Origin of the sequence: Ahniella affigens, assembly GCF_003015185.1 — a bacterium.
GTDB lineage: Bacteria > Pseudomonadota > Gammaproteobacteria > Xanthomonadales > Ahniellaceae > Ahniella > Ahniella affigens.
Genome location: NZ_CP027860.1, coordinates 1,986,707 through 2,011,478, shown reverse-complemented (window position 1 = coordinate 2,011,478; position 24,772 = coordinate 1,986,707). Strand labels below are relative to the sequence as shown.

21 protein-coding genes are annotated in these 24,772 nt (G+C 60.1%); 5 read left to right on the top strand and 16 right to left on the bottom strand.

The features are described 5' to 3' along the window. Window positions 1–141: 141 nt before the first annotated feature. Window positions 142–1,755, bottom strand: a complete 1,614-nt coding sequence (locus C7S18_RS07860) for a tetratricopeptide repeat-containing sulfotransferase family protein (protein WP_170113167.1) — start codon at window positions 1,753–1,755, stop codon at window positions 142–144. Window positions 1,756–2,041: 286 nt separating this feature from the next. On the opposite strand from C7S18_RS07860, the gene metF reads away from it, so the two are divergent. Beyond that, window positions 2,042–2,875 carry a methylenetetrahydrofolate reductase [NAD(P)H] gene (gene metF / locus C7S18_RS07855; protein WP_106891033.1) on the top strand — a complete coding sequence of 278 codons (834 nt, stop codon included), beginning with the start codon at window positions 2,042–2,044 and terminating at the stop codon, window positions 2,873–2,875. A gap of 12 nt (window positions 2,876–2,887) precedes the next feature. On the opposite strand, the gene C7S18_RS07850 is transcribed toward metF, so the two are convergent. Then, window positions 2,888–3,820, bottom strand: coding sequence for a glycerophosphodiester phosphodiesterase family protein (locus C7S18_RS07850; protein WP_106891032.1), 933 nt, complete (start codon window positions 3,818–3,820; stop codon window positions 2,888–2,890). After that, window positions 3,817–4,269: a hypothetical protein gene (locus C7S18_RS07845; protein WP_240624079.1), complete on the bottom strand. Its 453-nt coding sequence runs from the start codon at window positions 4,267–4,269 to the stop codon at window positions 3,817–3,819. Before C7S18_RS07845 ends, C7S18_RS07850 begins: the two co-directional genes overlap by 4 nt. Before the next feature lie 338 nt (window positions 4,270–4,607). Here C7S18_RS07845 and C7S18_RS07840 point away from each other — a divergent pair, with 338 nt between their 5' ends. Continuing rightward, window positions 4,608–4,868, top strand: coding sequence for a DUF6116 family protein (locus C7S18_RS07840; RefSeq protein ID WP_106891031.1), 261 nt, complete (start codon window positions 4,608–4,610; stop codon window positions 4,866–4,868). Window positions 4,869–4,889: 21 nt separating this feature from the next. Next, complete coding sequence (locus tag C7S18_RS07835) at window positions 4,890–5,660, top strand: TatD family hydrolase (protein ID WP_106893964.1); 771 nt, start codon at window positions 4,890–4,892, stop codon at window positions 5,658–5,660. Between the two features lie 21 nt (window positions 5,661–5,681). On the opposite strand, the gene C7S18_RS07830 is transcribed toward C7S18_RS07835, so the two are convergent. The 3 genes from C7S18_RS07830 to smc form a co-directional block, all read right to left on the bottom strand. Further along, the gene (locus tag C7S18_RS07830; RefSeq protein WP_106891030.1) at window positions 5,682–6,302 is read right to left on the bottom strand and encodes a GNAT family N-acetyltransferase; all 621 of its coding nucleotides are present in this window, start codon (window positions 6,300–6,302) and stop codon (window positions 5,682–5,684) included. 19 nt (window positions 6,303–6,321) lie between these two features. Then, entirely contained in the window at window positions 6,322–7,266 is a 945-nt protein-coding gene (zipA, locus tag C7S18_RS07825; RefSeq protein ID WP_106891029.1) for a cell division protein ZipA, read from the bottom strand. 168 nt (window positions 7,267–7,434) lie between these two features. Beyond that, entirely contained in the window at window positions 7,435–10,932 is a 3,498-nt protein-coding gene (gene smc / locus C7S18_RS07820) for a chromosome segregation protein SMC (RefSeq protein WP_106891028.1), read from the bottom strand. A gap of 105 nt (window positions 10,933–11,037) precedes the next feature. On the opposite strand from smc, the gene queF reads away from it, so the two are divergent. Together queF and kbl are read left to right on the top strand one after the other, a co-directional pair. Beyond that, window positions 11,038–11,427, top strand: a complete 390-nt coding sequence (gene queF, locus C7S18_RS07815) for a preQ(1) synthase (protein WP_106891027.1) — start codon at window positions 11,038–11,040, stop codon at window positions 11,425–11,427. Window positions 11,428–11,517: 90 nt separating this feature from the next. Beyond that, a complete protein-coding gene (kbl, locus tag C7S18_RS07810; protein WP_106891026.1) occupies window positions 11,518–12,720 on the top strand; it encodes a glycine C-acetyltransferase in 1,203 nt (400 codons plus the stop codon). Between the two features lie 51 nt (window positions 12,721–12,771). On the opposite strand, the gene C7S18_RS07805 is transcribed toward kbl, so the two are convergent. From C7S18_RS07805 to C7S18_RS07760, 10 genes are all read right to left on the bottom strand, one after another. Then, the gene (locus C7S18_RS07805) at window positions 12,772–13,392 is read right to left on the bottom strand and encodes an SRPBCC family protein (protein ID WP_106891025.1); all 621 of its coding nucleotides are present in this window, start codon (window positions 13,390–13,392) and stop codon (window positions 12,772–12,774) included. Between the two features lie 10 nt (window positions 13,393–13,402). Continuing rightward, window positions 13,403–13,816 carry a DUF1761 domain-containing protein gene (locus C7S18_RS07800; protein ID WP_106891024.1) on the bottom strand — a complete coding sequence of 138 codons (414 nt, stop codon included), beginning with the start codon at window positions 13,814–13,816 and terminating at the stop codon, window positions 13,403–13,405. A 106-nt stretch (window positions 13,817–13,922) separates the two neighbouring features. Beyond that, complete coding sequence (locus C7S18_RS07795) at window positions 13,923–14,798, bottom strand: helix-turn-helix domain-containing protein (protein WP_106891023.1); 876 nt, start codon at window positions 14,796–14,798, stop codon at window positions 13,923–13,925. 128 nt (window positions 14,799–14,926) lie between these two features. Continuing rightward, window positions 14,927–16,405, bottom strand: a complete 1,479-nt coding sequence (gene trpE, locus C7S18_RS07790) for an anthranilate synthase component I (RefSeq protein WP_106891022.1) — start codon at window positions 16,403–16,405, stop codon at window positions 14,927–14,929. Window positions 16,406–16,459: 54 nt separating this feature from the next. Continuing rightward, entirely contained in the window at window positions 16,460–17,695 is a 1,236-nt protein-coding gene (locus C7S18_RS07785; RefSeq protein ID WP_240623998.1) for a sensor histidine kinase, read from the bottom strand. Between the two features lie 22 nt (window positions 17,696–17,717). Then, window positions 17,718–18,410: a response regulator transcription factor gene (locus tag C7S18_RS07780; protein ID WP_106891020.1), complete on the bottom strand. Its 693-nt coding sequence runs from the start codon at window positions 18,408–18,410 to the stop codon at window positions 17,718–17,720. 368 nt (window positions 18,411–18,778) lie between these two features. Beyond that, window positions 18,779–20,248, bottom strand: a complete 1,470-nt coding sequence (locus C7S18_RS07775) for a hypothetical protein (protein WP_146151812.1) — start codon at window positions 20,246–20,248, stop codon at window positions 18,779–18,781. 365 nt (window positions 20,249–20,613) lie between these two features. Continuing rightward, window positions 20,614–22,695, bottom strand: a complete 2,082-nt coding sequence (locus C7S18_RS07770) for a hypothetical protein (RefSeq protein ID WP_146151811.1) — start codon at window positions 22,693–22,695, stop codon at window positions 20,614–20,616. Between the two features lie 231 nt (window positions 22,696–22,926). Continuing rightward, window positions 22,927–23,382 carry a hypothetical protein gene (locus C7S18_RS07765; RefSeq protein ID WP_146151810.1) on the bottom strand — a complete coding sequence of 152 codons (456 nt, stop codon included), beginning with the start codon at window positions 23,380–23,382 and terminating at the stop codon, window positions 22,927–22,929. Window positions 23,383–24,090: 708 nt separating this feature from the next. Continuing rightward, the gene (locus C7S18_RS07760) at window positions 24,091–24,435 is read right to left on the bottom strand and encodes a hypothetical protein (RefSeq protein WP_146151809.1); all 345 of its coding nucleotides are present in this window, start codon (window positions 24,433–24,435) and stop codon (window positions 24,091–24,093) included. Between the last annotated feature and the right edge of the window lie 337 nt (window positions 24,436–24,772).

The window sequence follows — 24,772 nt, the reverse complement described above, 5'->3', positions numbered from 1 at the left end:
CAAGATTCTCGTCAAACGGCTTCTGGAATACCGCACTGGTTTGCGCGAGGAATCGATTCGGCGAGATTGATCCCAAACAGGCGTAGACCGATCGGTCGCGGGCACCCACGCTGGGTATCGAGCTCTAACGCCTATTGGCGACTAGGCGTCGCGCGCCACGAGGCCCGCGTCGACCAGCAGTTGTTGCATGGGCGCCAGCAGGCTCCGATAGTTGCGCCAGGATTCGGACGCGGCGGCACTGGGAACGGCCTGTCGGCGCGACGTACTGCCGTATCCGATCGGCCGTCGGTTTCGACTCGGGTCTTCAAAACCGGCTTCGAATGGCAACTCACAGAATCGGAAAATGGCGCGCGACACCAGTCCTGGCACGGCCCGCCACTGTTCGTAGCGCACACTCAGTACGCGCTTCGGGAACGCCGATTCAATCGTGCGCATCCAGTCCGCATAGGCCAAGTAGTACCGCACCAGTTCGGACTGATCGTTGCTGAACGGATACTGCTCGTCGAACCATTCGCGCAACAACGCAAAGCACTGTTCCATCGGCTCGCAGACCACATGAATCAGACGTGCTTCCGGTAGCGCCCGCAAGATCGCCGCCGCGAACAAAACGTTGCTACTGCCAAGGTCAGTGACTGCGTGTGCCGTTGGAAAACGCTCGCCGATACGCTCACGATAACGCTGACCCAACTCCTCCCAATTGAGATCGGGTAAGCGCTCCAGGATCGCATCATTGATCGCCAGATTCGCATCCACTCCGGTGAACTCGCGCACCAACGCCGCAAACTCCGGCAATTCCCCACCGTTGCGCACATCGGGGTGATTGCCCAGCACGCGCTCGACAAGGTTTGCGCCAGAGCCGGGCAGCCCAATCACAAAGATCGGCACCGGTTTGCCAATGATGGCCTGGGAGGATTCGCTGACCGCAGCCTGGACCTCCTGCGCCGCCTGCTTCAAGCGATCAAACACCGGCAGTTCGCGCTCCAGATGGTACTGGTACTGACTACGCTTGCTGCGCAAGCCACGCTCAAGATACTGCGCCGCATCGGCATACTGTCCCCGAGCATCAAGAATTCGAAACGCAGCGTGCAACAGCCAGACTTCGGAATCGGTTCCAGGCTTGACCTCGCGGAGCAACTCGGGGATCGGTTCGAATGCTGCCCGATCCGGGCGCAGCCGCGCGAGTCCAAGGCGCGCATAACCCATGCGCGGATGGACGCGCACGAGTTCCTCGTAAATCGCGGCCGCATCGTCGACGTCGCCTGCCAAAGCGTAGGTTTCGGCTTGCGCAAGCATCAGCGGGATCGATGCCTCAGTCAGTCGAGCCTGCAGGCGAAAAATCAGCGTCTGCGCGTCTTCGCATTCCCCCAGTCGATTGAACATCTCAACCACCCGCAATCCCGGGTCCAGGTCCAACACATGCTGCTCGGCGAGCCGCCTCGCAGCAGCCAATGCGACCGCCGTCCGACCATTGGCCATCGCAACACGAGCCAATTGCAGCAAGCCGCTGACCTGCTCGGGTTGGATGCTCAACGCACGCTGGATCGCAAACTGGGCCGCACGCAGGTGCCCACAGGCGGCATGAGCAAAGCTCGCGACCAACCAGACATCGAATCGTTGCGGCGTTCGTTTGGCTTGAGTGACTGCAGCAGCCTCGGCCGCATCGAACAAGCCCTTCGCCAAATACTCCTGAACGCGTCGGAGCGCGCGTTCGGTCAGGGCGTCGGGCGTGTCGGGCATCAATACTGGGGCCGTCATGTCTGTCATCAAATGGAGATGCCCGAGGATACCGTGCGAAGGCGGTTGTAGTCGCCTCCTTGGTGCCGCCGGGCCCTCGGCTCGACAATCCTTCGCAATCGACAGAGCAGACGAAGCCGATCGAAGTCAGAACCGATCGTTACATGCTCGTGCAAAGGCTGGTCCCGAATCCTGTAAATTTGTGCGAAACTCGTGGTTTCACTGGGTTTGATAGGACGCACAGGCAGTTGCTTGAGTCGTCCTTTCGAATGCCAGGGTTTGCGCAAACTGATGGGTCCTTAAAGCTATGGCGTCTGCAATTTCGTTTGAATTTTTTCCGCCCAAGACCGATGAGCAGCGGCAGCAGCTCGACAACACGGCGGCACGCCTAAAGCAACTGTCGCCACAGTATGTGTCGGTAACGTTTGGTGCCGGCGGGTCCACGCTGTCTTATACGCCTGAAACGGTTCGCCGTCTGCGCACCGAGTTTGAGCTCGACGCCGCGCCTCATCTTTCTTGCATGGGCGGCACGCGCGACGAGATCAAGCATCTCTTGAAGCTCTACCAGGCGATGGGCTGCAAGCGCATTGTCGCGCTGCGCGGCGACATGCCCTCGGGCATGGCCGGCTTTGGCGAGTTCCGATATGCCAACGAGCTCGTGCAGTTCATTCGCGACCAGTCAGGTGACGCGTTTCACCTGGAAGTCGCCTGCTATCCAGAAGCGCATCCACAAGCGGCCGACATGCAGTCCGATCTGCGCAATTTCTGTCGCAAAGTGGACGCCGGAGCGAACGGTGCCATCTCGCAGTACTTTTTCAATGCTGATGCGTACTTTCGATTCGTCGACGAAGCGCGTCGCGCCGGCGTGTCGATCCCGATCACGCCAGGCATCATGCCCATTGCCAACTTCTCGCAGCTGAAGCGCTTCTCGGACATCTGTGGCGCCGAGATTCCGCGTTGGATCGAGCGTCGCATGCGCGGCTTCGGTGACGACGCCGAATCGATCCGCGAGTTTGGTGCGGACGTGGTCGGCAAACTGTGTCAGGACTTGCTCGCTGGCGGCGCGCCTGGGCTGCACTTTTACACCTTGAATCGCGCCAAGCCAACACTGGCGGTGCTCGATCGACTCGGCAAGGCCTGATCGCCGGCAGCACTAGGGGCTGCGCGATGGCTTGTCTGGCGTCGCGCCAAACCGTTGTCTGGCGACCAACGCGGTATCTGGAAAGTCGCAAAAGATCGCGTCCACGCCGAGCGCAAATAGCCGTTCCAGCTCGGCGGCGCTAGAGGCAAAACCGGCACCGACTTGATCATCGCGGATCGTCCAGGCGTGCGCCTGCCGACCTGCAGCGTGAGCGACATCCACCAGACTCGCGCCAGCGTGGCCGAACCAGGCTGATTTGGGTAAGGCGACCCCATCGAGATAGGGATGGCGATGCAGCGTGTCGGTCAACCACGCCGCATCACCGATTTGCGCCGAATCGAACAACGCAAACACCGGGTTGTCGGTCTGCTCGCGCATCAGCCGGAGTGGCGCCAGTTTGAAACACTGAATCCAGACCGGGCTCGCACGTCCCTGCAGTCCGACCGCTTGCAAATCCCGCACGCACTGGCTGACTACATCAAGACGTTGCTCGGCAAACCACTCCGGATGTTTGAGTTCCGGATAAAGCGCGAAGGGCCGGCTTTCACGTGCCATCAGAAACCATTGCAAGGTTTCCTGGAAATCCAAAATGACCGACTCCGGAAAAGTCTGGGCTCGCGTCGCAAACGGCTGGCGCGGACGCAACACCCGCAGTTCGGCGCGTGCAAAGTCACTCGTCCACCAGTCGATGTGGCCGTCAAGCCCGACCCGCTTCCGATTGGCAAATGGGACGTGCGTCGCAATGTCGGTACTACGGTCCAAACCGGCATCATGCCGGACCAACAACTGGTGATCACGCGTCATGACCAGATCGGGCTCAATGACGTCTGCCCCTATCTGGACACCCAGATCGTAAGCCGCCAATGCGTGTTCGGGCAGGTATCCGGACGCGCCACGATGCGCGATGATGCGGGTTGGTTGGCCGTCGAGCGTGTTCCAGATCATGGCGTCGTGTTGGGTCCGGGTGGCGCATTGGGGTCGGCCGTGGGCTCAGGCTCGGTGCAAGCCTGGGCCGCGACTTTGAGCTTCTGCAGCGTATCGCCAGCCAAGGGGAGGCTCCAGTCCACTTGCTGGCGGCCACGAATCCAGATCATTACAACCAAGTCGCCCTCCGGTTTCATGTCCAGCATCGACACGGAGCGCGACTGCCCAAAACCCAGTCGCCGCAGATCCACCAGCCAGTCAGCGCCTAGCAACGGACGCTGCCCAACCACGATGCCTTGCTCAGCCAGATGCGTGGAAAGTGCAAGCGGAATTGGGTCGAAATCGGCGTTGACCCACTCACCTTTGAGCTGAACACTGAGCTGGTAGCTCTGGCCGTCCCGGTCCAGCAGAAACTGCCCCTCGACGCCGAACAAGTCCTCATCTTCAAAGCGAAACGGCTCACTACGCACCGCACATTGCAGGGCCAACTTGGGCTTTGGCCGCAGTTGCGGCGGGCCCTTCGGGGCCAGATTGCGTGGTCGGACTTCCTGACGCTCCGTTCCTTCTGGACAGGGTCGGTCCTGGAATGCCCACCGGCCCATGGCATCTTGGCAACGGTACAGCCGCGCGTCGACGCCGGTGCAAATCCAAAGGCCGAGCAACAGACACAGCCATTCACGCAGACCGCGCCATGGCTGGGCTGAACAATTGGCATCGATGCAGCTGTTACGATCCGTCGTGACCACGCAAACGACTCGGGTTTCCTTATGATCAGCATGCTATCAGCCCCGGCCACCTGGAGAACCGTATGAGCAACCCGATCGTGACCCAAGCAGTGTCTCGCCTGAAGTACCCGTGGCTCTTGGCGCTGACGATGATCGCCCTGATTGTTGACGTGCTGATCCCGGATTTCGTGCCCTTTATTGACGAGCTCACGCTCGCCGCGATGACTGCTTTGTTTGCAATGTGGCGAGAACGCCGCCCGGTGCCGATGAAGACGGTGGCGTCAACCAGTCAGGCTGGGCCAAAAGCGATCGGTCAAGATGGCACGCCACCCAAGCTGCCCTGAGCGTGACGCAGCCTGTCAGTGATTCGGTTCAGCGACAGCCACTGTCACCTGGATGCCCCGGAGTTTGATGCCGATCGCGGCGCCGTCATGGCTCACGCCAAAGCGGCAGGCGTCTGGCGGCAGTTGCTGCCTGCCATTGATCTGGACAGTAGCCAGGCAATCTGGAACCTGCACTTTGCCGACGCAACGCTGCTGCCCGCCTTCGGGTTCCATCCGATGTACCTGGACCGCTACAGCGAGGCCGGATGTGCCGCGCTTGCCCACCTCGTCGCCACGCATCGACCGGTGGCGATCGGCGAATGCGGTCTCGATTATTTTGTCGAGGGACTCGACCATCAGCAGCAATCCGATGTGCTCGGCGCACACTTGCGGCTCGCCGTCGATCACGGCCTGCCCGTCATTCTGCATGCCCGCCGAGCTGTCGATGCGGTCATCGCGCAACTGCGGCGATTCCGGCCTACCGGCGGCGTCGTGCACAGTTTCAGCGGTTCCTGGCAGCAAGCGGAGCAACTCTTCGCGCTGGGTTTTTCGCTTGGCATCGGCGGGCCGGTCACGTACGAACGAGCACAGCGTCTGCGCGACATTGTCCGGCGCATGCCCATCGAGTTCCTGCTGCTCGAAACGGATGCGCCCGATCAACCAAGTTGCAGTCTTCGCGGGCAGCGGCACACACCGGGCGATCTGCTGTTGATCGCCAAAGCGGTTGCAGACCTGCGATCAATCAGCCTGGAAGCCCTTTCCGCTGCAACCGAGGCGAATTTTTCGCGCCTTTTCGGCCCGCCCGCTACGTAAACAGCGAAGCGGCGCGACAAATCAAGCAGCAAGACCGGAGCCACTGCCGAGCTCCGTCGCGGTCGTCACGCGCAAGTCCTTCCAAACTCGGATCAATCCGGGCTCACCGATCGACTGCGTTCGAAACCCGAGCGCGTGCGCGAGTCGCGTCATTGGCAGGTTTTCAATCAGGACATCGCCAAAAATCGCGTGCATGCCACGCTTCCGAGCGCACTCAATCAGGCGCTGCATCATCAGACGACCAATACCACGTCCACCAATTTGATGGCCGACGATAATCGCGAACTCTGCCCGCTTCTTCGCAAGATCGAAGGCCAGTCGAGCGACGCCGCCAATCGCCGCCGAACCCGGCTCGCCCGGTTCAGTAGCGACCAACGCGAAGGCCAGCGCTGGGTCCAAATCACAAAGCTCGCGAGCGTACGCTTCAGTCAGCTCAGTCATTGGGTGCAGAAACCGGAGGCGAACCTCCTCCGGCTCCAACTTGGAAAAGCCCTCGCGCAATGGCCCCGCATCGATCACCTCGATCGGCCGGATCAGAAGCTCGAGTCCATCCGCCCACCGCAGTTGTTCCCGCCAGCGTCCCAGATAGTGCCGTTTGGGGGTCTGACGAATGGTCGCGGGGCGGTTCGGGTGGCTGTCCATGAGTCTTCAGGGTGCCTGGTTACCAAGGCCGTTTGATGACATTCTTGTCCTGCTCGCGGTCATACGCTCGCAGTTCATCACGCAGATGTTGAATTCGCTGGCGCCCAAGCGCGTTGCGATGCTCGTCGAGAACTTGCGCACCAAGCAACTCGCCGAGCCGATTGGCGATCGGGAACATCGAATCCCAGGCATCCAGCGCACGCATGGGCCCAGGCAACGCCATGAACAAGGTCAATCCAGGGGTCCGAAGCTCCTGAATTCGCCGCATGTCGAAATGGCCAGGCTTGACCATGCTGGCCATGCTGAAAATTGGCCCCGATTCCGGCTTGCCGGGAATCAGGCTGTGAAAAATGCCCAGGTGCCCAAACACCAGGCCGGTTTTCTCCGCTGCAACGACAATATCGCTCCCGCGCAACATCTCGCCGTCGTTCGCACAAATGAACAGCGTGACGATTCGATCGATGCGCTCCTCACGACGCGCGCCAACCGAGCTTTCCGCGGGCAATGAGATGATTTCCGATTCGGGCCGGGCGCGGGACGCTGGATTCGGCGTCGCCGACGATTCAGGTGCTGCGAGGCCGGGCTCAGCCGATTCTGCGTCTGGCTCAGCCGCAAATCCCGACAAGTCAAACTCGAATTTGGGCTCACGCCGCCCAGACATTGTTGTGTCAGTGAAGTGATCCGAATCGGACTCGGCAAAACTCTGACCGCGGTGATCGGAGATCTCGCGGGAAAGCCGGGTCAGTTCGGCTTGCAAATCGGGGTCCATGCCATCCAGCCCAACGCTCGACGCATGGCCGAGATCAGGCTCCTGACGATCCCGAGACTTCGGGGCAGACACCCGCCGACCCTGTTGGCCAAACTGCCGACTGCCGTGCCAGTAAATCAAGCCAAGCACGCCCAGGCCAACCACAACGATGATCAAACGGAGAATCCAGGCTTCCACAGTGTTTTGCGTCCACATTGCAAGGCATCAGGGTGACACGCTGCGCGCAGCGGCCACCGAAGGCCACAAGTGTAAGGCCTGCAAACTGAACATTAATTCAGTTCCGGCCCACCATCATGGCGGGACGCGGGCAGGACCGGTCGCAACCGGTGCCACTAGTCGAACTGAGACCGACCCTTGTTGTGATCAGGCGGCCCCGGCCAGCTTGGCCGCTTCAGCCAAATCCACCGACACCAAACGTGACACACCCGGTTCGCGCATGGTCACGCCGCAAAGCTGCGAGGCAGCTTCCATGGTCGCCTTGTTGTGCGACACGAACAAGAACTGCACGCGTTCGCACATTTCCTTCAGCATGTTGCAGAACCGGCCAACGTTGGCCTCGTCAAGCGGCGCATCAACCTCGTCCAGCAAGCAGAACGGCGCCGGATTCAGACGGAAAATAGAAAACACGAGCGCGACTGCAGTCAGCGCCTTTTCGCCACCCGACAACAACGTGATCGACGTCACGCGTTTGCCGGGCGGCCGGGCCATGATCGACACACCCGTATCGAGCAAGTCTTCGCCGGTCAGTTCCAGGTACGCGTGGCCACCGCCGAACAAGCGCGGGAACAACTCCTGGAGGCCGACGTTGACCTTGTCGAACGTCTCCTTGAAGCGAGTCCGGGTTTCGCGGTCGATCTTCTTGATGGCGCCTTCGAGCGTTTCCAGCGCGGTGGTCAAGTCGCCGAACTGCGTGTCCAGATAGACCTTGCGCGCCGACTGTTCCTGATACTCGTTGATCGCCGCCAAGTTGACGGGCTCCAAACGCTTGATGCTCCGCTCCAGTTCGGCCAGCCGCTCGGCCCAAAGACCGGGTTCGGCTTCTGGCGGCAATTCCTGAGCGACGGCTTCGATTTCGAACCCGGCCGTCTGAATCGCATCCGTGTGCTGATCGGCACGCATCTTGAGGCTTTGTTCTTCGAGGCGCAGACCAGACAGTTGCTCGCGTTGCTCATTTGCGAGTCGCTCCACGCGCGAGCGCTCCTGCTCCAACGCACGGAACGCGAGATCGCACGATTCCAACGCTTTGCGGGCATCGATCAGCTGACGGTCGACCAGCATGCGCTGATCCAGGTAAGTCCGCAGTTCGGCGTCCAGATCGGTGCCGGGCTCGGTGCCCTGCGCCAGTTGCTGCGCGAGTTCCTGCTTCCGGCTGTCGAGGGTCGCTAACTGCCCAACCATGCGCTGCAACGACTGCTGCAACGAGCTCAACGTGGATCGTTTGGCCTCGGAGCGCAACGCAATCTGATGCTTGGCATCCTGCGCTTCGCGCGCGTTGGCGCGGGCATCCTCACGACGCTCCAACAACGAGCGCCGCTCGCCATCCAACTGCGCGCGCTGGTCCTCCAGATCGCCCATGCGCTCGGTCGCCGTTTCCAGGCGGGCGCGTGCGTCCCGCGACTCGACGTCCAATTCGGCAACGCGCTGGCGCAGTTCGGCGATTTCGGTACCAACCCGACCCATCCGCGTCGTCATGCTCTCCAGGCGACCCTTCTCGCTCTGGATTTGACCGGCGACTTCGGACAATTGCCGATGCGCGAAATACAGGTCGCGCTGTGCGTCGTCTCGAGCACGCTCAGCTTCAAAGTGCTGTTGCTTCAATTCGTCCTGCTTCGCCAGCAAGATCTCGATCTCGCGCTCCAGATCAGTAATGCGAATCTGCAAGGCTTCGATCTCGCGCTCGCGCGCCAAGACGCCCGAATGCGCTTCTTTGGCACGGCTGATGCGCACCCAATCGCGCCCGAGCCAATCGCCACTACGGGTAATCACGGATTCATCGGCCGCGAGACTGGTGTGCAGCGCGCGGGCCTCAGCCAAGTCGTTCACCACTCGGACTTTTTCCAATGCGCGCAAGGCCGCTTCAGGGCCTTCGACATGCTGCGCCAGACTACCCATGCGTCGCTGACCCAGATCGCCTGACAACAGTACGACGTTATGCTCGCCGAGGCTCGTCAACTCATCCAAATAGCTGCTTGGCGCGTCGGTCAACGCGCCATCGAGCCAGGCGCCCAAGACCACTTCAACCGCCCGTTCAAAGCCATCGTCGACCTTCAGCACCTCGCCCAGGCGTTTGCCCTGGCCGAGACCAATGCGATCCAACCAAGCTTGCGCCCCGCCCTTTTCCTGACCCAGCGCGGCGTGCTGCAACGCTTCGAGCGAACTCAATCGGCCACGGGCTTTGGAGAGTTCCGAGCGCGAATCATTGAGTCGCGTCTGCAGCGACTTGGTTTCATCCTGAACCCGACCAAGCAGGATCTTGCGCTCATCCAGCAAAGCCGTGTTCTGCTCGACCTTTTCGCGTAATTCTTCCTGCCGCAACAGCAGATCGTCCTGCGCCATCGCAAGTTGATCGAGATTCGCCTTGCCCTGTTCCTCTTCAAGCACCGACAAGCGCTGCGCCGCATCGAGGGCCTGCTTGTCGAGGAAGTTCAAGCGGGTGCGTTCCACTTCGGCCAGTCGCGACGACTCGCCCGAATCGCGCGCATAAGTGTCCCAGCGCGTCTGCCAATCCAGAATGCCCTGCTCGGCCAGGCGCAGCGCTTCGGCGCGCTCGTCGGCTTGGATTTCGAGCATTTCCAGCTGTGGCTCGGAATCGGCCAGCGACAGCGTCAGCGCCTCGATCTGCTCGCGGTCGCCGCGAATGTGCTCAGCCAACTCTCCGTGCGCCTGCTCGGCTTCTTTCAGCGCCTTGGTCAGACGTTCGTTCAGATCGCGGTTGAAGTTGATCTGCTGCTCAACGCGCGCGATTTCGCCGCTGACGCGATACAGCTCGCCTTGCACTTGATTGAAGTGATCGGAGGCCGTGACCTGCTTCTCTCGCTCTTCTTCCAGCTGCGCCTCAATGGCGCGCTGCTCGGTGACCAATTCCTCGATCCGCAATTCCATGTTGCGGACTTTCTGCGTGCGCTCATCCAATTCGCCGCGCAGGCTGAGCAAATGCAGCGCCTTCAGCTCCGCCTCGACGCGCGTGGCCTCGGCCTTCAGCTTCTGATAGCGCTCCGCTTGCTTCGCTTGCCGATTGAGGTGCTCCAGCTGCTTGTCGACTTCCTGGCGCACGTCGTTCAAGCGATCGAGATTCTCGCGAGTGGACTTGATGCGCGACTCGGTCTCTTTGCGACGCTCTTTGTACTTGGAGATACCAGCCGCCTCCTCCAAATGCAGGCGGAGATCCTCAGGCTTGGCCTCGATGATCTGCGAGATCATGCCCTGCTCGATGATCGAGTACGAGCGCGCGCCGAGACCGGTGCCAAGGAACACATCAATGATGTCACGACGGCGGCACTTGCCACCGTTCAGAAAATAGTTCGACTGCCCATCGCGGCTGACCTGGCGCTTGATCGAGATCTCATTGAAGCTCGCGTATTCGCCCTGGATGGTGCCATCGGAATTGTCGAAGATCAGCTCGACCGTGGCCGAGCCCACCGGCTTTCGGTTGCCCGAGCCGGAGAAGATCACGTCGGTAATGGCATCGCCGCGCAGACGGCTGGCGGCGCTCTCGCCCATCACCCAGCGGATCGCATCAATGATGTTGGACTTGCCGCAGCCGTTCGGACCGACAATGCCGGTCATGTTGGTCGGCAAATGCAGTACGGTTGGGTCGACAAACGACTTGAAACCGGACAATTTGATGCTGGATAGACGCATGTTTCACTCAGTTTTTGCAACGTATCAGCCAATGGCAATTGCCATCGGGTGCCGCGTCGATTAACGTGCGCGGCCTTCTTTCAACCACAAATCAGGAATACGGCCATGAGTACCAAGCCGTCCAAGACGCTGGAGACGTTTCCGAACCCCGAGCCGAAACGCGACTATACCATTCGCATGCGGATTCCGGAGTTCACTTGCCTTTGCCCCAAAACCGGGCAACCCGACTTCGCCACCATGCACCTGGAATACATCCCGGACAAGACCTGTGTGGAGCTCAAGTCGCTGAAGCTCTACATGTGGAGTTTCCGCGAGGAAGGCGCGTTCCACGAGGCCGTTACCAACAAAATCCTCGAAGATCTGGCCAAAGCCACGAAGCCACGCTTCATGCGGCTCACCGCCGAATGGTACGTCCGCGGCGGCATTTACACGACCGTCGTGGCCGAACACGCGGCGAAGGGCTTCAAGCCCAAGCCCAAGATTGAGCTGCCCTGAGCGGTATAGCCAGCAAAATCAATGAGTTAATCGGCCCCGGCCAGTGCCAATTCTGCCCGGGGCGTTGTCTGCCCGCCGATTGAGGTCGCCATGAGCAAAGCCGAAACCTACGCGCGTTACGCATCCGAGCTGCAAGCCATTGAATCACAAGGCCTCTTTAAGCGTGAGCGGATCATTGCGAGCCCGCAAAGCGCCGAAATCACGTTGACCGACGGTCGGAACGTCCTGAACTTCTGTGCCAACAACTATCTCGGGCTCGCGGATCACCCCGATGTGATTGCGGCGGCCAAATCGGCCCTCGACAGTCACGGCTTTGGGATGGCCAGTGTCCGCTTCATTTGCGGCACGCAGGACTTGCACAAGCAGTTGGAAGCGCAGATCGCCGGATTTTTCGGCACCGAGGACACGATCCTCTACGCCGCCTGCTTCGACGCTAACGGCGGCCTGTTTGAGCCGTTGCTGGGTGAGGACGATGCCATCATTTCAGACGCGCTGAATCATGCGTCGATCATCGATGGGGTACGCCTCTGCAAAGCCAAGCGCTTTCGCTATGCGAATTGCGATATGGCCGATCTCGAGGCGCAATTGAAAGCCGCCAAAGCAGCGGGTGCGAAGACCATTCTGATCACCACAGACGGCGTGTTTTCGATGGACGGCTTCATCGCCCCGCTCGACCAGATCTGCGACTTGGCCGAGCGGTACGGCGCGCTGGTGCACATCGACGAATGCCATGCCACCGGCTTTTTGGGTGAGCACGGCAAAGGCAGCGCAGAAGTGCGCAACTGCTTGAGCCGGATCGATATTTTCACGGGCACGCTCGGCAAAGCCATGGGGGGCGCGCTGGGCGGCTTCACCACCGGCAAGCGCGAGGTCATCGAGCTGCTACGCCAGCGCTCCCGCCCGTATCTGTTTTCCAATTCTCTGCCGCCGCATGTGGTGGCTGCCGGGATCAAGGCGTTCGATATGTTGGCCAGCGCCGGTCATCTGCGCACGCAATTGCGCGACAACACTGCGTATTTCCGGGCCCGGATGACTGCGGCCGGATTTGATCTGAAGCCAGGCGAGCATCCGATCGTCCCGGTGATGGTCTACGACGCACCGCTCGCGCAGAAGTTGGCCGAGGGCCTGCTGGCCCGCGGCGTGTATGTGATCGGCTTCTTCTTCCCGGTCGTGCCCAAAGGCCAGGCTCGCATTCGCACGCAGATGAGTGCGGCACATACCCGCGCGCACCTCGATCAAGCAATTGCAGCCTTTACGGACGTTGGTCGCGAATTGGGTGTTCTGAAAGCCTGACCGGCCGCGCTGAATGGGCCGACGCCTGTGCGAGCGTCGGCCCAACTGGTCTTACGCGGCTTCCAACTGTTGCTTCAGGCGGTCCAAGGCTTGCCCCCAGGCCCGCCGCAAGCCATCGGCAGCGGCTCGATTCTGCAAGCGTTCGTGCGTGATCATGATCGTGGTTTTGGTACCGGCTGGCTGAAATTTGATTTCGACCGGGGTGTCTTCTGCGCCGTGGTCGCCCTGCCAGATGAGTTTGATCATCTTGCCCGGACTCACCTTCTTCACGACCGCCTGATTCCCGTCGGCATTCCGCAACGAACCACCATCGCGAAAATCGAGTTGGTGCGATGGCCCGAGCCAGCGATCCAGCCAGACCGCCGCGGCAAACGCCGCGTAGCTTTGCTCCGGGCTCGCCTTGACCGATTTGGTGGCGCAGATTGTGTAGCCCTTGGCCCGACCGTCTTTTTCGACCAGACCGTGAGCGGCTTCGTACTCAATCAACAAGGTCGACATCCACCATGGATCGAGCTTGAACCGATCCACCAGAACCTGTCCCAGCGCCCGCCGGCCCAAGGTCGGCCCCCCTTCGGCATCCATCAGCAGGAACCACTCTCCCATCGATTTCCCGGTTGCCGCGCGCGCCGCGGCCTCGTCGCTCGATTGTTCGGCTCGCCAATCGATTTGCATCGCGTTCTCCTCAGGCAGCCGGCGGCACGGGCCAAAGCGCCAGAATCAGCCCGATCACCGTGAACTGCAGCGTGTGATAACCGCCGTTGATGAAGAACAGTTTGAGCGACTTGCGTTCGAACAGATAGTTGATGCCAAAGCTCGACGTGACCCAGAACAACCCCGCCGATGACCCTGCGCCAAGGCCGAGCGCCAGCGGTGGCCGCGGCCCAAGAAACATCGCAAACACAAACGAGGCCCCGAGGCAGAGGAGAAACGCCAGCCCGAAGATCAAGGCCATGTTGCCCTTGGCGAGTTGCTCGTCCGACAACCCGGTTTCCCGTTGCCAGGCCTTGCCGAACAGCATCGGCGAATACCAAATGCCACCCAGCACAAAGCTGGCGGCTGCAGCTGTTAACACGGCCCAAATATTGAACTCCGGCATTGCGTTCTCCCGCTTTTCTGTGCGCTCCCATCGGCGCAAGAACAATTTAGAACGTCTTGGCGCGCCTGTCTTGGAAAAAACGGAACTCGGATGAACACCGGGCGCGTTACCCGGCCACCACCACCGATTGCCCGTCGGGTCGCGCTTGGCGTACGAACGCACCCGGCGCATAACCACTGAACGCCTGAAAATCGCGGGTCAGGTGCGACTGGTCGTAATAGCCGCAGTGCTCGGCGAGCGCCACCCAAGGCACGGTATCGCGCCAGGCCAGCAGACTCAGCGCAGATTGAAACCGCAACACGCGGGCCAGCATTTTCGGACTCAATCCGACGTCACGCTGAAACAGGTTGCCCAGATACTTGCGGCTGACGCCGGCTTCTGCCGCCAATCGTTCCACCGAGCCTTGTCCCGCAGACCGTTGCAAATTGGCCACAGCCCAAGACACCAGTCGATGTGGCGCGTGTTGCGAGCGCAAACGGCACAGCAGCCAATGCTCCAGTTCCGCGAAGCGGGCCCGACAGTCCGACATCTGCAGCAAGCGCTCGCGCAGCGCGAGCACGCTGCTGCCCAACAAGTCTTCCAGCGGTTGAATCTGATTGGCCAACGCTTGCGCGTCGACATGCAGGACGCCACGCGCGCCCGCTGACTGAAACACCACACCGAGCAACGCGTTCCCATGTGGTGCTTCGGTTTCGATCGGGCCTTCGTGCATGCCGGAATACCAGATGTCCCGAAACGGTACACGCTGCTCAGGCGGCCCGGGCAGGATGCGATATTGCGTCGGCCCCAGGTTGATCAACAAAAAGCTGGTGCCGCCAGGCAGAATTCGGTCGCGTTGGTAGAACACTTGGCCTTCGCCAAACCAGTAGCTGAGTACGAATGGCGCTAACGCGGGACTCGGTGTGCAGGTTGCCACGCGCCAACAGCCGAGCGCGTCTTGGCGCTCGAATAAGCTGATGCGATCAGTAATGGATCCCGCCATGAGCGCACCGTCCGAGGTCTACACCATCGTCCGACTATGCCAGCCGCCCACCAGCCACGGCATGTGACAAAGGATGGCCCGCAAACTGTGCGACGCTCGATGAACGGCAAGCGCCCAAGAACCCGCCGCTAGAGTCCGCTGACCGCCTGCGCGACCGCACGAAATAACGCGCGCCCTTTGTTCATGGTCTCGTCCCATTCCTTCTCGGGATCGGAGTCGTACACAATGCCGGCACCTGCCTGCACGTGCAGCAATCCGTCTTGAATGACGGCCGTCCGAATAGCAATCGCGGTGTCGGCCTCGCCCCACCAGTTCAGATAGCCGACGGCGCCCGAGTAGACATTGCGCTTGACGGGCTCCAGTTCCTGGATCACTTCGAGCGCGCGGATTTTCGGCGCGCCGCTGACTGTGCCTGCCGGAAACGCCGCCTTCAGCACATCCATGTAACTGAGCCCAGACTTGAGGCGTCCGCGCACCTCACTGACGATGTGCATCACATGCGAGTAGCGCTCGATCACCATTTGCTCGGGCACCTGAACCGAACCGACTTCCGCGACGCGACCCACGTCGTTGCGCCCAAGGTCGATCAACATCAGATGCTCAGCGCGCTCCTTGGGATCAGCCAGCAGGTCGCGCTCCAGCGCTTGATCGTCTTCGGGGTTCTGGCCACGCGGACGCGTACCGGCAATCGGCCGCACGGTCACTTCGCCGCCCTTGAGTCGCACCAGAATCTCAGGTGAAGACCCCACGATCTGCGTTTTACCGAGATCGAGAAAATACATGTACGGCGACGGATTCAACGCGCGTAGCGCGCGATACACATCCACCGGACGCGCTTTGAACGGGACCGACAGGCGCTGCGACAGCACCACCTGAAAGATGTCGCCGGCGCGGATCAATTCCTTGCAGCGGTCGATCGCCGCCATGAAGCCTTCACGAGTGAACCCGGAGACGAAGTCGGCCTCATTCAGCAACTGCGGATCGAGCACTTCGGGATAGCTCGGCCCGGATCGACGCAGCCGGAACGTGAGCTCGTCCAACCGACGCTCGGCTTGCGCCTGCGCCTGTGGCACCGCCGGATCGGCATGAACGATCAGGTACAGGCGGCCCTTCAAGGTGTCGAACACGGCAACTTCTTCCGACAACATCAACAGCACATCGTCGGTGCCGAGTTGATCCGGCTTGTCGCTCTGCTTGAGCTTGTCTTCGATATAGGCAATGGTCTCGAATCCGAAATAGCCGACGAGCCCGCCACTGAAATCGGGCAGACCCGGAAGCCTTGGGACCCGAAACTGCTGACGGATCTGTTCGATCTCGGCCAGCGGGTCAGCGAGTTCGCGCGTTTCCACGACCTCGCCCAGCTGCCGGACAGTCAGCGTATGGCCGCGCAACGCGTACGTGCGCCGCGCTGGCAACCCAATGATCGAGTAACGCCCCCAACGCTCGCCACCTTCAACCGATTCCAGCAGGTACGCGAACGGACCGTCGGCCAGCTTCATGTAGACCGATAGCGGCGTGTCCAAATCGGAAAAGACTTCCCGAACCATCGGGATGCGGTTGTAGCCCTGATCCTTCAAGGCGGCGAATTCTGCAGCGGATATCGGCATGATCTTGGGCAATGACAGCGAGCCCCAGAGTATACGCGGGCCGTCGCCAGCCGCTTATGAAAAACGGAGGCTGGCCACAGCACCTTTTTCGACGCCCGGCTTCAAGCTGACGCTCCAGCCGTACAAGCTGCAAATCCGGCGCACAATCGCGAGCCCAAGTCCACCGCCCTTGCCCGGCGCGTCCTTGCCGCGCACGCCGCGCGTGAACAAATGTTCAGCCTGATTCGGATCAATGCCCGGGCCCTCGTCGTGGACCTCGACCTGATGCGGTCGGATCACGACGCGCACGTCGCCCGCAGGGGTGTACTTGATCGCGTTACCAATCAGATTCCCCAACGCCACGGCCAAAACCGCTGGTGGCGCCGCGATGGACACATCGGCTTCGGCTTCGATCTTCAGTGCAATGGGCTTCTGACCGATCTGCACCCGATGGGTATCGAACACCTGCTCAACGACCGGCACCAAACGCGTTTCCTCACCATGCGCTGGCGCCTGTTTTTCCTGACGCGAGAGCAACAGCAAGACCTCGATCAATTCGTTCGATTGGCGGACAGCGCGTTCGATTCGGCGCAGGCGCTGCTTGGCCTTTTCTGGCAGATCATCCTGCGCCAGCAGCAGCTCGGTGGCACCACTGATCACCGCAATCGGGGTGCGCAATTCGTGCGAGACGTCGGCATTGAACTCCTTGTCGCGCTCCACCAATGCGGTCAAACGCTCGGCATAGTCATCAAGCGTGGCCGCCAACTGCCCCACCTCGTCCTCGGCGAAATGCGGCTTCAACGGTTGCGGCTTCGCTTCGCCACGAAAGCTCGTCAGCTTGTCAGCCAGATCCGCCACCGGACGCATCACGCTCGATGCCGACCAGAATGCGATCAGCGCGGACAGTCCCGAAAACAGCACCACGAAACCAATCAGCGCCCAATTGATACGATTCCGCAGCTTGATTTCGTGCGAGATGTCGTATTGCAGGAAGAACCAGAAATCGTCGTCTTTGCGCACCGCCAGCTTGTAGGCGTTGGAGAACGCGCTTTGACTGTCGTCCAGAATCGTGTGCACGCCGTTTTGCAGGTCACGCCAGTTGTTCGGCACATTGGCGCGCTTGCGCTCGCTGAACACGGCGCCTTGAATCCGGCTGAACGTGGCGATGTTGTTCGGGTCGTGCCGATACTGACTCTCGTAGTTCTTCAGCTCAAGACTGAGCTGGCGCCCAATCAACTGGTCTTCGAGATACGCCCGCAATTGCACGACCGCAAGCGCAAAGCCCGCCGTCAACGCGGTACCGAACAACAAGAACGATATGATGATGCGGCTTTTAAGCCTTTGCCGATACTGCATCCGGGTCGCTCAGGCTGTAACCGATGCCATGACGGGTATGGATCAGTGCCTTGCCAAAGGGTTTGTCGATCAGGGCCCGCAGCCCATGGATATGGACGCGCAGCGAGTCGCTGTCGGGAAGCTCTTCGCCCCAGACGCGGAGCTCCAACTCCTTGCGGGTCACCACCGATGGCGACGACTCCATCAGCGCTTGCAAGAGCTTCAAGCCAATCGGGTTCAACGTGATGTCCTTGCTGGCGCGCTGAACGGTCAGCGTATCCAGGTTGTAGCTCAAGTCGCCCACCTGCAATTGCCGCGACACATTGCCGCGACCACGACGGCCCAGCACATTGACGCGCGCCTCCAGTTCCTGCAGCGCGAACGGCTTGGTCATGTAGTCGTCGGCCCCGGACTCGAAACCCGCCAGCTTTTGCGGCAGCGCGTCGCGCGCCGTCAGCATCAGTACGGGCGTGGTCTTGTTCAGGTCCTTGCGAAGGCGTCGGCAGACTTCCAGGCCGTCGATCCCAGGCAGCGTGACGTCGAGGACGATGACGTCAAAATTCTCGGCTTGCGCGAGATTCAGCCCCGTCGCGCCATCCGCCGCAAAGTCGACCACGTGCCCGCGATCAGCGAGGTAGTCGCCGACATTGGCAGCGATGTCGGAATTGTCTTCAATGACTAGAATATGCATGACTGCAACCTTAGCATGGTGTCGCACTTGCCAAGCACAGTCTTGCGCCTGCCTTGGCAAGAACGATCATCGTGTCCGATGTTGATCGATCCGTCTGGCGCACGTCCAGACCCTTCATCCTGATTTGAGCAAACTGAGGTAACGGTTCGCTCCAGGACTTGCAATGGACCCAGGTCGACGACCGAGGTTCCACAGATTCGAGGCAAGAAAAAGCCCAAGGCGCAAACCTTGGGCTGAAAAGATGTTGCCCCGATTACCGTCATCCGAGTGCGTGGGCCAGAAGCTCGCGCAATCAACTAACGTGGGAGCAAGGTAAGGGCGGCAGGATTAAAAGGCTGTTAAGGACTCAGAAGCCGGTCAATTCGGGTTCAGTGTGCACTGGTGGACTGCATCTGCTCTTCCATCACTACCGGTGGCGATTTACCTGAAGTGGCCCATTGGTCAAACAAGAAGGCAGCACGCGTCTGTGTCTGTGGTCCCGAACCCAAAACACGTGGTGCACACAAGGCGTTTTCGCTCAGGAAGCCATGCTCGGCCGCCTGATTGTTTAGAAACTCGATGTATTCCTTGCTGGCAATCTGATGCAGGAGCCGCGCACGCACCGAGACTGGAGTCGGCGTTCCCGGCGGCACCGAGAAGGTGTAAACCGAGTCGTCGAAGTTGACCAGCACGCCAGACCCAGGAGTGGTCTCAGGATAGGTGTAATTGACCGGCTGGATCTCAGGGTTGCTGCCACCTCGGAAGCCCAAGGGCGGGATCCGGTTGTCCTTAGCGATGCAATTGTTCAGCGCAAAGTGGAACGTCTTGCGGTTCTGAGCGTCCTTGATCTCGCAGCTGTTGTTTCCTGCGTTCCACATCCCCTGCTGCACTTCGTAAACCTTTACCTGGGAATCCTCCGTCAAGACTGCAGTGCTCGCGTCATACGCGCCGCTTTCGAAGATCAGCGCGCCGTTCGCATCACGCGCCTGAATGTTCAGCCACATTCGGCGACCTTCGCTGTACCCAGTTGGCAATTTGTGCCCGGAGAGATTGGTTACTCGCACCCGCGCCGTCAGGTTGTTGCCCGGACCCGAAAACGGATCAAGCGTCACTGCCAAGGTCGCCGATCGATTCTGCAGCATTTCGAGCGCTCGGCTGATCGACAGGTCAAGCTCATCGGCGCGACCAATGCTGGCGCCGTAAAGGTTCTTGATGACTCCAAGCACCCAAACATTGCTACCGACAAACTCATGTACCGGCAGGTTGCCGACGCGGGAACCGGGATCAGTCATCATGCACGCAAACGCATCCGGCGAGGTCGAACTAGCCATGTGACACGACTGGCAGGTCCGGCCAAACCGACCCAAATCAGTGCCCGGCTCGTTGTCGGCAAGTCCATCGTTGAACAAGACGTCGCCATAGACGCTGGAACGCCACTCGCTGAAGGTTCGCTCAATCGGAAAGGCGATTCCCGTATTCGCACCCGAATTCAGGATCAGCGTCTTCACTGGCACACCATTCACGATGGGACTGGTGACATCGTGACAGGTTCCGCAGAACTCGCCCTGCTTGACGAAGCTGGAATAGGCGTTGGCGTGCGGCGGCGAGTTGGGGCTGTCCTCATCATAGCGATATGGTCCGTATCGACACGGACCCGAGAAATTCCCGCACTGCGTATTGTCGTCCAAAAAGAAGTTGCCGCTGTCATTCCGATGTGGGCTGGGCATCGGCGAAGCCGGCCGCACCTGTCGATGACAGGTATGACAACCGATTCCGGCAAAATCATTGAGACCGTCTTCGGTGGCCGAGTAATCGCCGAGCAGCGCGCAACCTTGATCACCACCTGCAACCGCTTTCACGCGCCCGTCCAGAAAGCCACCGGGTGAGTGGCATCTCAGACACCACTCGCCAATGCCAGGCGCATCATGATTTGCCACGTCCAGAGCCGCCCAAAACAGCGGGTCGCGACCTGAATGGGCCATCATAGATCCGGCCCACGTGTTCATCGGAAAGAACTCCCGGTAACTCGCGTTTGACAAGCCATCATGGCAGCCCCGGCAATCGCCGGAGTTTTGCAATGGATAGGCCAACCCGGGCTGGGTCCCATGAGGGGTGAAATCCAGCGTTCCCGCAGCACTCGAACCGGCCACTGCCACAACCGCTAAGAACATGGCGCGCTGCAGGACAGCACGCGCGCCAGCTTGCACAAACAGAAACACTGCCTTCACTCAAACCCGTCAGAGAACATCGTTGGCAGCCCAACGCCAAAACTCGCCACATCGTAGCTGTTTGGAAGCCCCTGCCCAGACCCATCGCGGGTCACGCCAAGCGTGACGTCGCCGCTTGAAGGCGGCCGGTCGGCGGTGAACGTAATGTTGGTCATGACGCCCCAATTCAGACTCGCATCTGCGTTTGGCGCAACAAACTCCAGCGCATCGCTGGTCAGATTGGTCGTCCAGTCGGCGCGCAGCGCATCGCCGTCGCGATAGCTGATGTCAGTGATCGTCGCCCCCGCATGCGGAATTCGGATCCGATTAAAGCCGTTATTGCTGATGACGCGCGGAACCTGGTTGGTGCCGGGGCCATTGCCGATTACGACCTCAGCGCGCGAGAAGTCCATGTTTGCGACGGCCACTTCATAGCGCCACAAGCCGCCACCGAGATCCTTGACCTTCATTGCAACTTTGACGTGGCCCTCGCCGTTGGTGTCGGCGGAGGTAAGTCCGCGATTGGTCTCCATCGGATCGGTGCTGTTCGGATCGACCCAGCGATCAATCACCGGCCCAAGGAGAAAACCTTGCGATCCCGAATTGGAAATGCTGCTGGTGGTCGGTACGACGCTTCGTGAGGCCATCGTATTGTAGATATTGATGTCTTCTCGGACGATGTACCAGGACTCGAACAAGTAACGCGTCGTCGCAGAAACCGGCGTCAATTCGCCGACAGGCACGCGCATGCGATTGGTGTGACTGGTATTGCCGCTCGCGTTGGAGGCGCCATTGCAGTCAGGATCATAGATCGAACCGCAACGTCCCCAAACACCAGTCGCCGCAACAATTTCCGACCGCGGCCCTAGATCGCTGGAGCTATCGTTGTTGCCTGTGCCATAGGTGTCGCCACAGGACTTGCCCAAAATGTGATTGCCCCAAGCTCCGCAATCATCACATGGGTCACCGGCGTAAGGGTCAACATTCGTCGTAAGGAACGCGTGCTTGGCCTGAGACCGACCAACTTGAGTCAGTCGCTCAACACCGTCGACGGTATCGAGCCGATACAGGTTCCAGATCAAGTAAGGATGTTGATCGTTGTTGTAGGGCGCTGACGCCCCCGTGAACTTCTGGTACCAAGGCACATCGGCACCGTAGAGCGCAGTGCTGGTGCCCAGAGGGTCACCAGTGACGTTTGCAATAGGAGTGCCGCGATTGCGGCTGTTCGCAAGCGTCGAGGAAGGCGCATAGATCACGTGCGTAGTGCCCGCTCCGCAACCGGAGACGGTCGTGCAACTGCCCGGCTCGCCGGCACTGCAATTGCTGCAACGCATGAGCGCACTCGTGAAGCTGAACATGAATACGTCGGCCTGATACTTCGTGCCATCCGGCTGGCCGACTACTTGCGTTCCTGGCCAATTCGGCGCCGCACATGACTTGGGCCGACTGCCACCGATGCGCGACTCTACCGGCATCGCCGATTGCCATTCGCCGACAGGCTGGTCGGCTGCGTCGGCATTGCCAATCATCTTGGCAAGAGCAGGTGCAATTCGAATGTCTGCGGAACGAATCGAGAAAATGCTGCCGTCATCGAGGAATTCGAACATGATCCGGTCCACATAAAACAGTGTCCGACCATAGGAATCTTGCAAATCAATGCGCGGCGCGGCGCCCGGACGCACCAAAGCCTTCAGGCGTCGAGCGTCCACTTGCTTGCCATTCACGTTGAAGCGATACGGTGTCTTCAGTACACCCTCGCCACCAGCGAGACCGCGCACCGAGGCACCTTCGGCATTGATTTCAAAGCGAGTCTGGGTGGCAAACCGGGCAAACTCCGTATTCGCAATTTCAATATTGCGACCTTTGGGCGCACCACGATCCAGACGATATAGCGCCAAATTGCTCTCGTTCCAGATCAGACGGACATCACCGCCCCGAACCGTCACCCGATCCAATTCGGGCGACATCGCGAGCGGCAGATCAGGCGGCAAGAGGACTTGCTCTTCTTTCACTGGAGACGCAGGCGAAGTCGCTGCCTCAGAGATACCCAAGCAAAACCAATACACCACACAAGACAGCACTACCAGACGTGCACGCATGACCGCTCCCAGACGAGTCGCACAATCGTGTGATAATCGCCCGAGGCCCATGCTTTTGCAAGTGCCGTTTACAAATCAATGCTTTACGGAGCGCCTTCCACTAGAAACCTTCGCATTCCCGGAGAAAACTGTGCGGTAGTTCACAGTTCTAACATGCGCTCTCATTTCTATGCCTCACGTAGTTCAGAATACCCTGAGCCACTGACATCGCTTTGAAAGCTAGCAAACCTGCTACCCGGGACCTTCGCCGATTGGGATCTTGAGAGATTTTTTGGCGTTTGTTTCTCGAAGTGGATACAAGTTGTCGTGGACCATGGCAGTCAACAGCGCCCGTGAGCCGACCGGCGCATGCGCCCTGAACCGGCGTTCCGAGAACCTAAAGGTACAGAGTGCTTCTCTGTTCGAATTGCGGGCAATCGGTTCCACCAGACGCTTCATGAACCGGCTCATCTTCGGAAGCCGGTCACGAGACTTTGCAACCAGTTCCGGCGCCGCAGCGATTTCGGCAATGCGCGTTTTCTGTGACGCGCGATCATCAGAGCCCACAAACACCCAGCACCAACGACTGGCAACCGCTTCGTCCGGCCAACTCACCGCCGCTTGCGCATCGATCTTCAGCACCACGTGCAGGTGATGGCTCATGAGCGCATAGGCATGCGGCGAGACTGGATTGACCTCGTCCATCATCAGCAGTCGAACTTCCGACCGTTGCTGGCAGTACTCGTAAGTTCTTGTCCGGGACGGAATCAACGCCGAAGATCCAAGCACGCAGGACAAAGCGGCTGCCGCAGGGACGATTGCCCGTTCAGTTCGGCGGAACAGTTTGTTCGCGGGCTTGGGGCATGTTCAGCGCCTTCCGTTGGGGCGAGTCGTTCAGCTTCGATCGTGCGCCTACTACATGGGCGGATTTCCGAATTTCGCCTCAGAAATTTCCGACGTGATGCGTGTGCGCCATTTCATCACGATGGCGCGGCACCCAATCGTCACCGAGACGCCGAATCGATGTCCGTGCCCCCTTACCTGCTGACCAGAGCGACTATGGTCAACTCCAAACCAGCAAATGGGACGAAGCAACGCAGCGCTTTGCGCCGTTGACACGCCGAGAAGCCAAGAAATCGGCATCTGGGCCGCTACTTCGACCGCCGTATGACCAGTTCCACAACCTTTGCCTAGGGGCAGCCGCATTCGGCGCAATGCGCTCTGCTTATTGCGCCCTCCGGACAGCAGGCTGCACGGTTCGGATTTGCGCCAGTAGGTCTTCGAGCACCGGTTCTCCTCCGCGCCATTCCGGAAATCACGCTGTTTGTCGAAGCCCAACGCGCGCAGGGAGCAGCCGGTCAACTGGAGTTACTGGAGGTACACGTGGAGCAGGTCTATCCGCAACGTCCAACGTGATCAATCGCGGGCAGGCGCCGCCTCGTCGACACGTCCAGGCACTACCAAGCCGAGCAATCGATTCATCGCTTCCGGATTCGGAACCCGGTATCGCGTGACGTGCTTCATCGCCAAAACCTGGAGGTCGCCGTTCAATGCATAGAACCAGCGACCACCCGACTCACCTGCAAACGCGATATCTAGACGGGCCTCCCAATTTGGATCGCCGTCACTCGCCGACACCTGTTTCCCGCGCCACTGCTCATTGAAGCGCTCCAACGCTGCCGCATCAAGCGAAGTCGTTTGCCCGGTCACCTCATGTCGAACAGTCACCGCAACGACCTCCTGTGCAGAAAGACCGCTCATGAGCGAACCCAAGATCAAAATCAGCGTCATCAGCATTGATACATCCCTTCAATCATCGGTCCGCCTGGCCGCAGCTACTGCGCAAAGAGTCTAGGCCTAGATCGCATGACTTCGCCGTTCTCGTGGCCTTGTTCAGCAACAACCAAGCGCGCCGGACATAGCTGACGGCGTAGCACGTAGGGCGCAATAAGCACAGCGCATTGCGCCGCAGACACGCGGAGAAACCACTTGACCGCCATCGTGACTGCCCCTTCGAACCTCGTATTGCAAGTCTCGCAATCGTTACCCACTCGACAACCCCATTCGGCACAATGCGCTGCGCGCATTGCGCCATTCG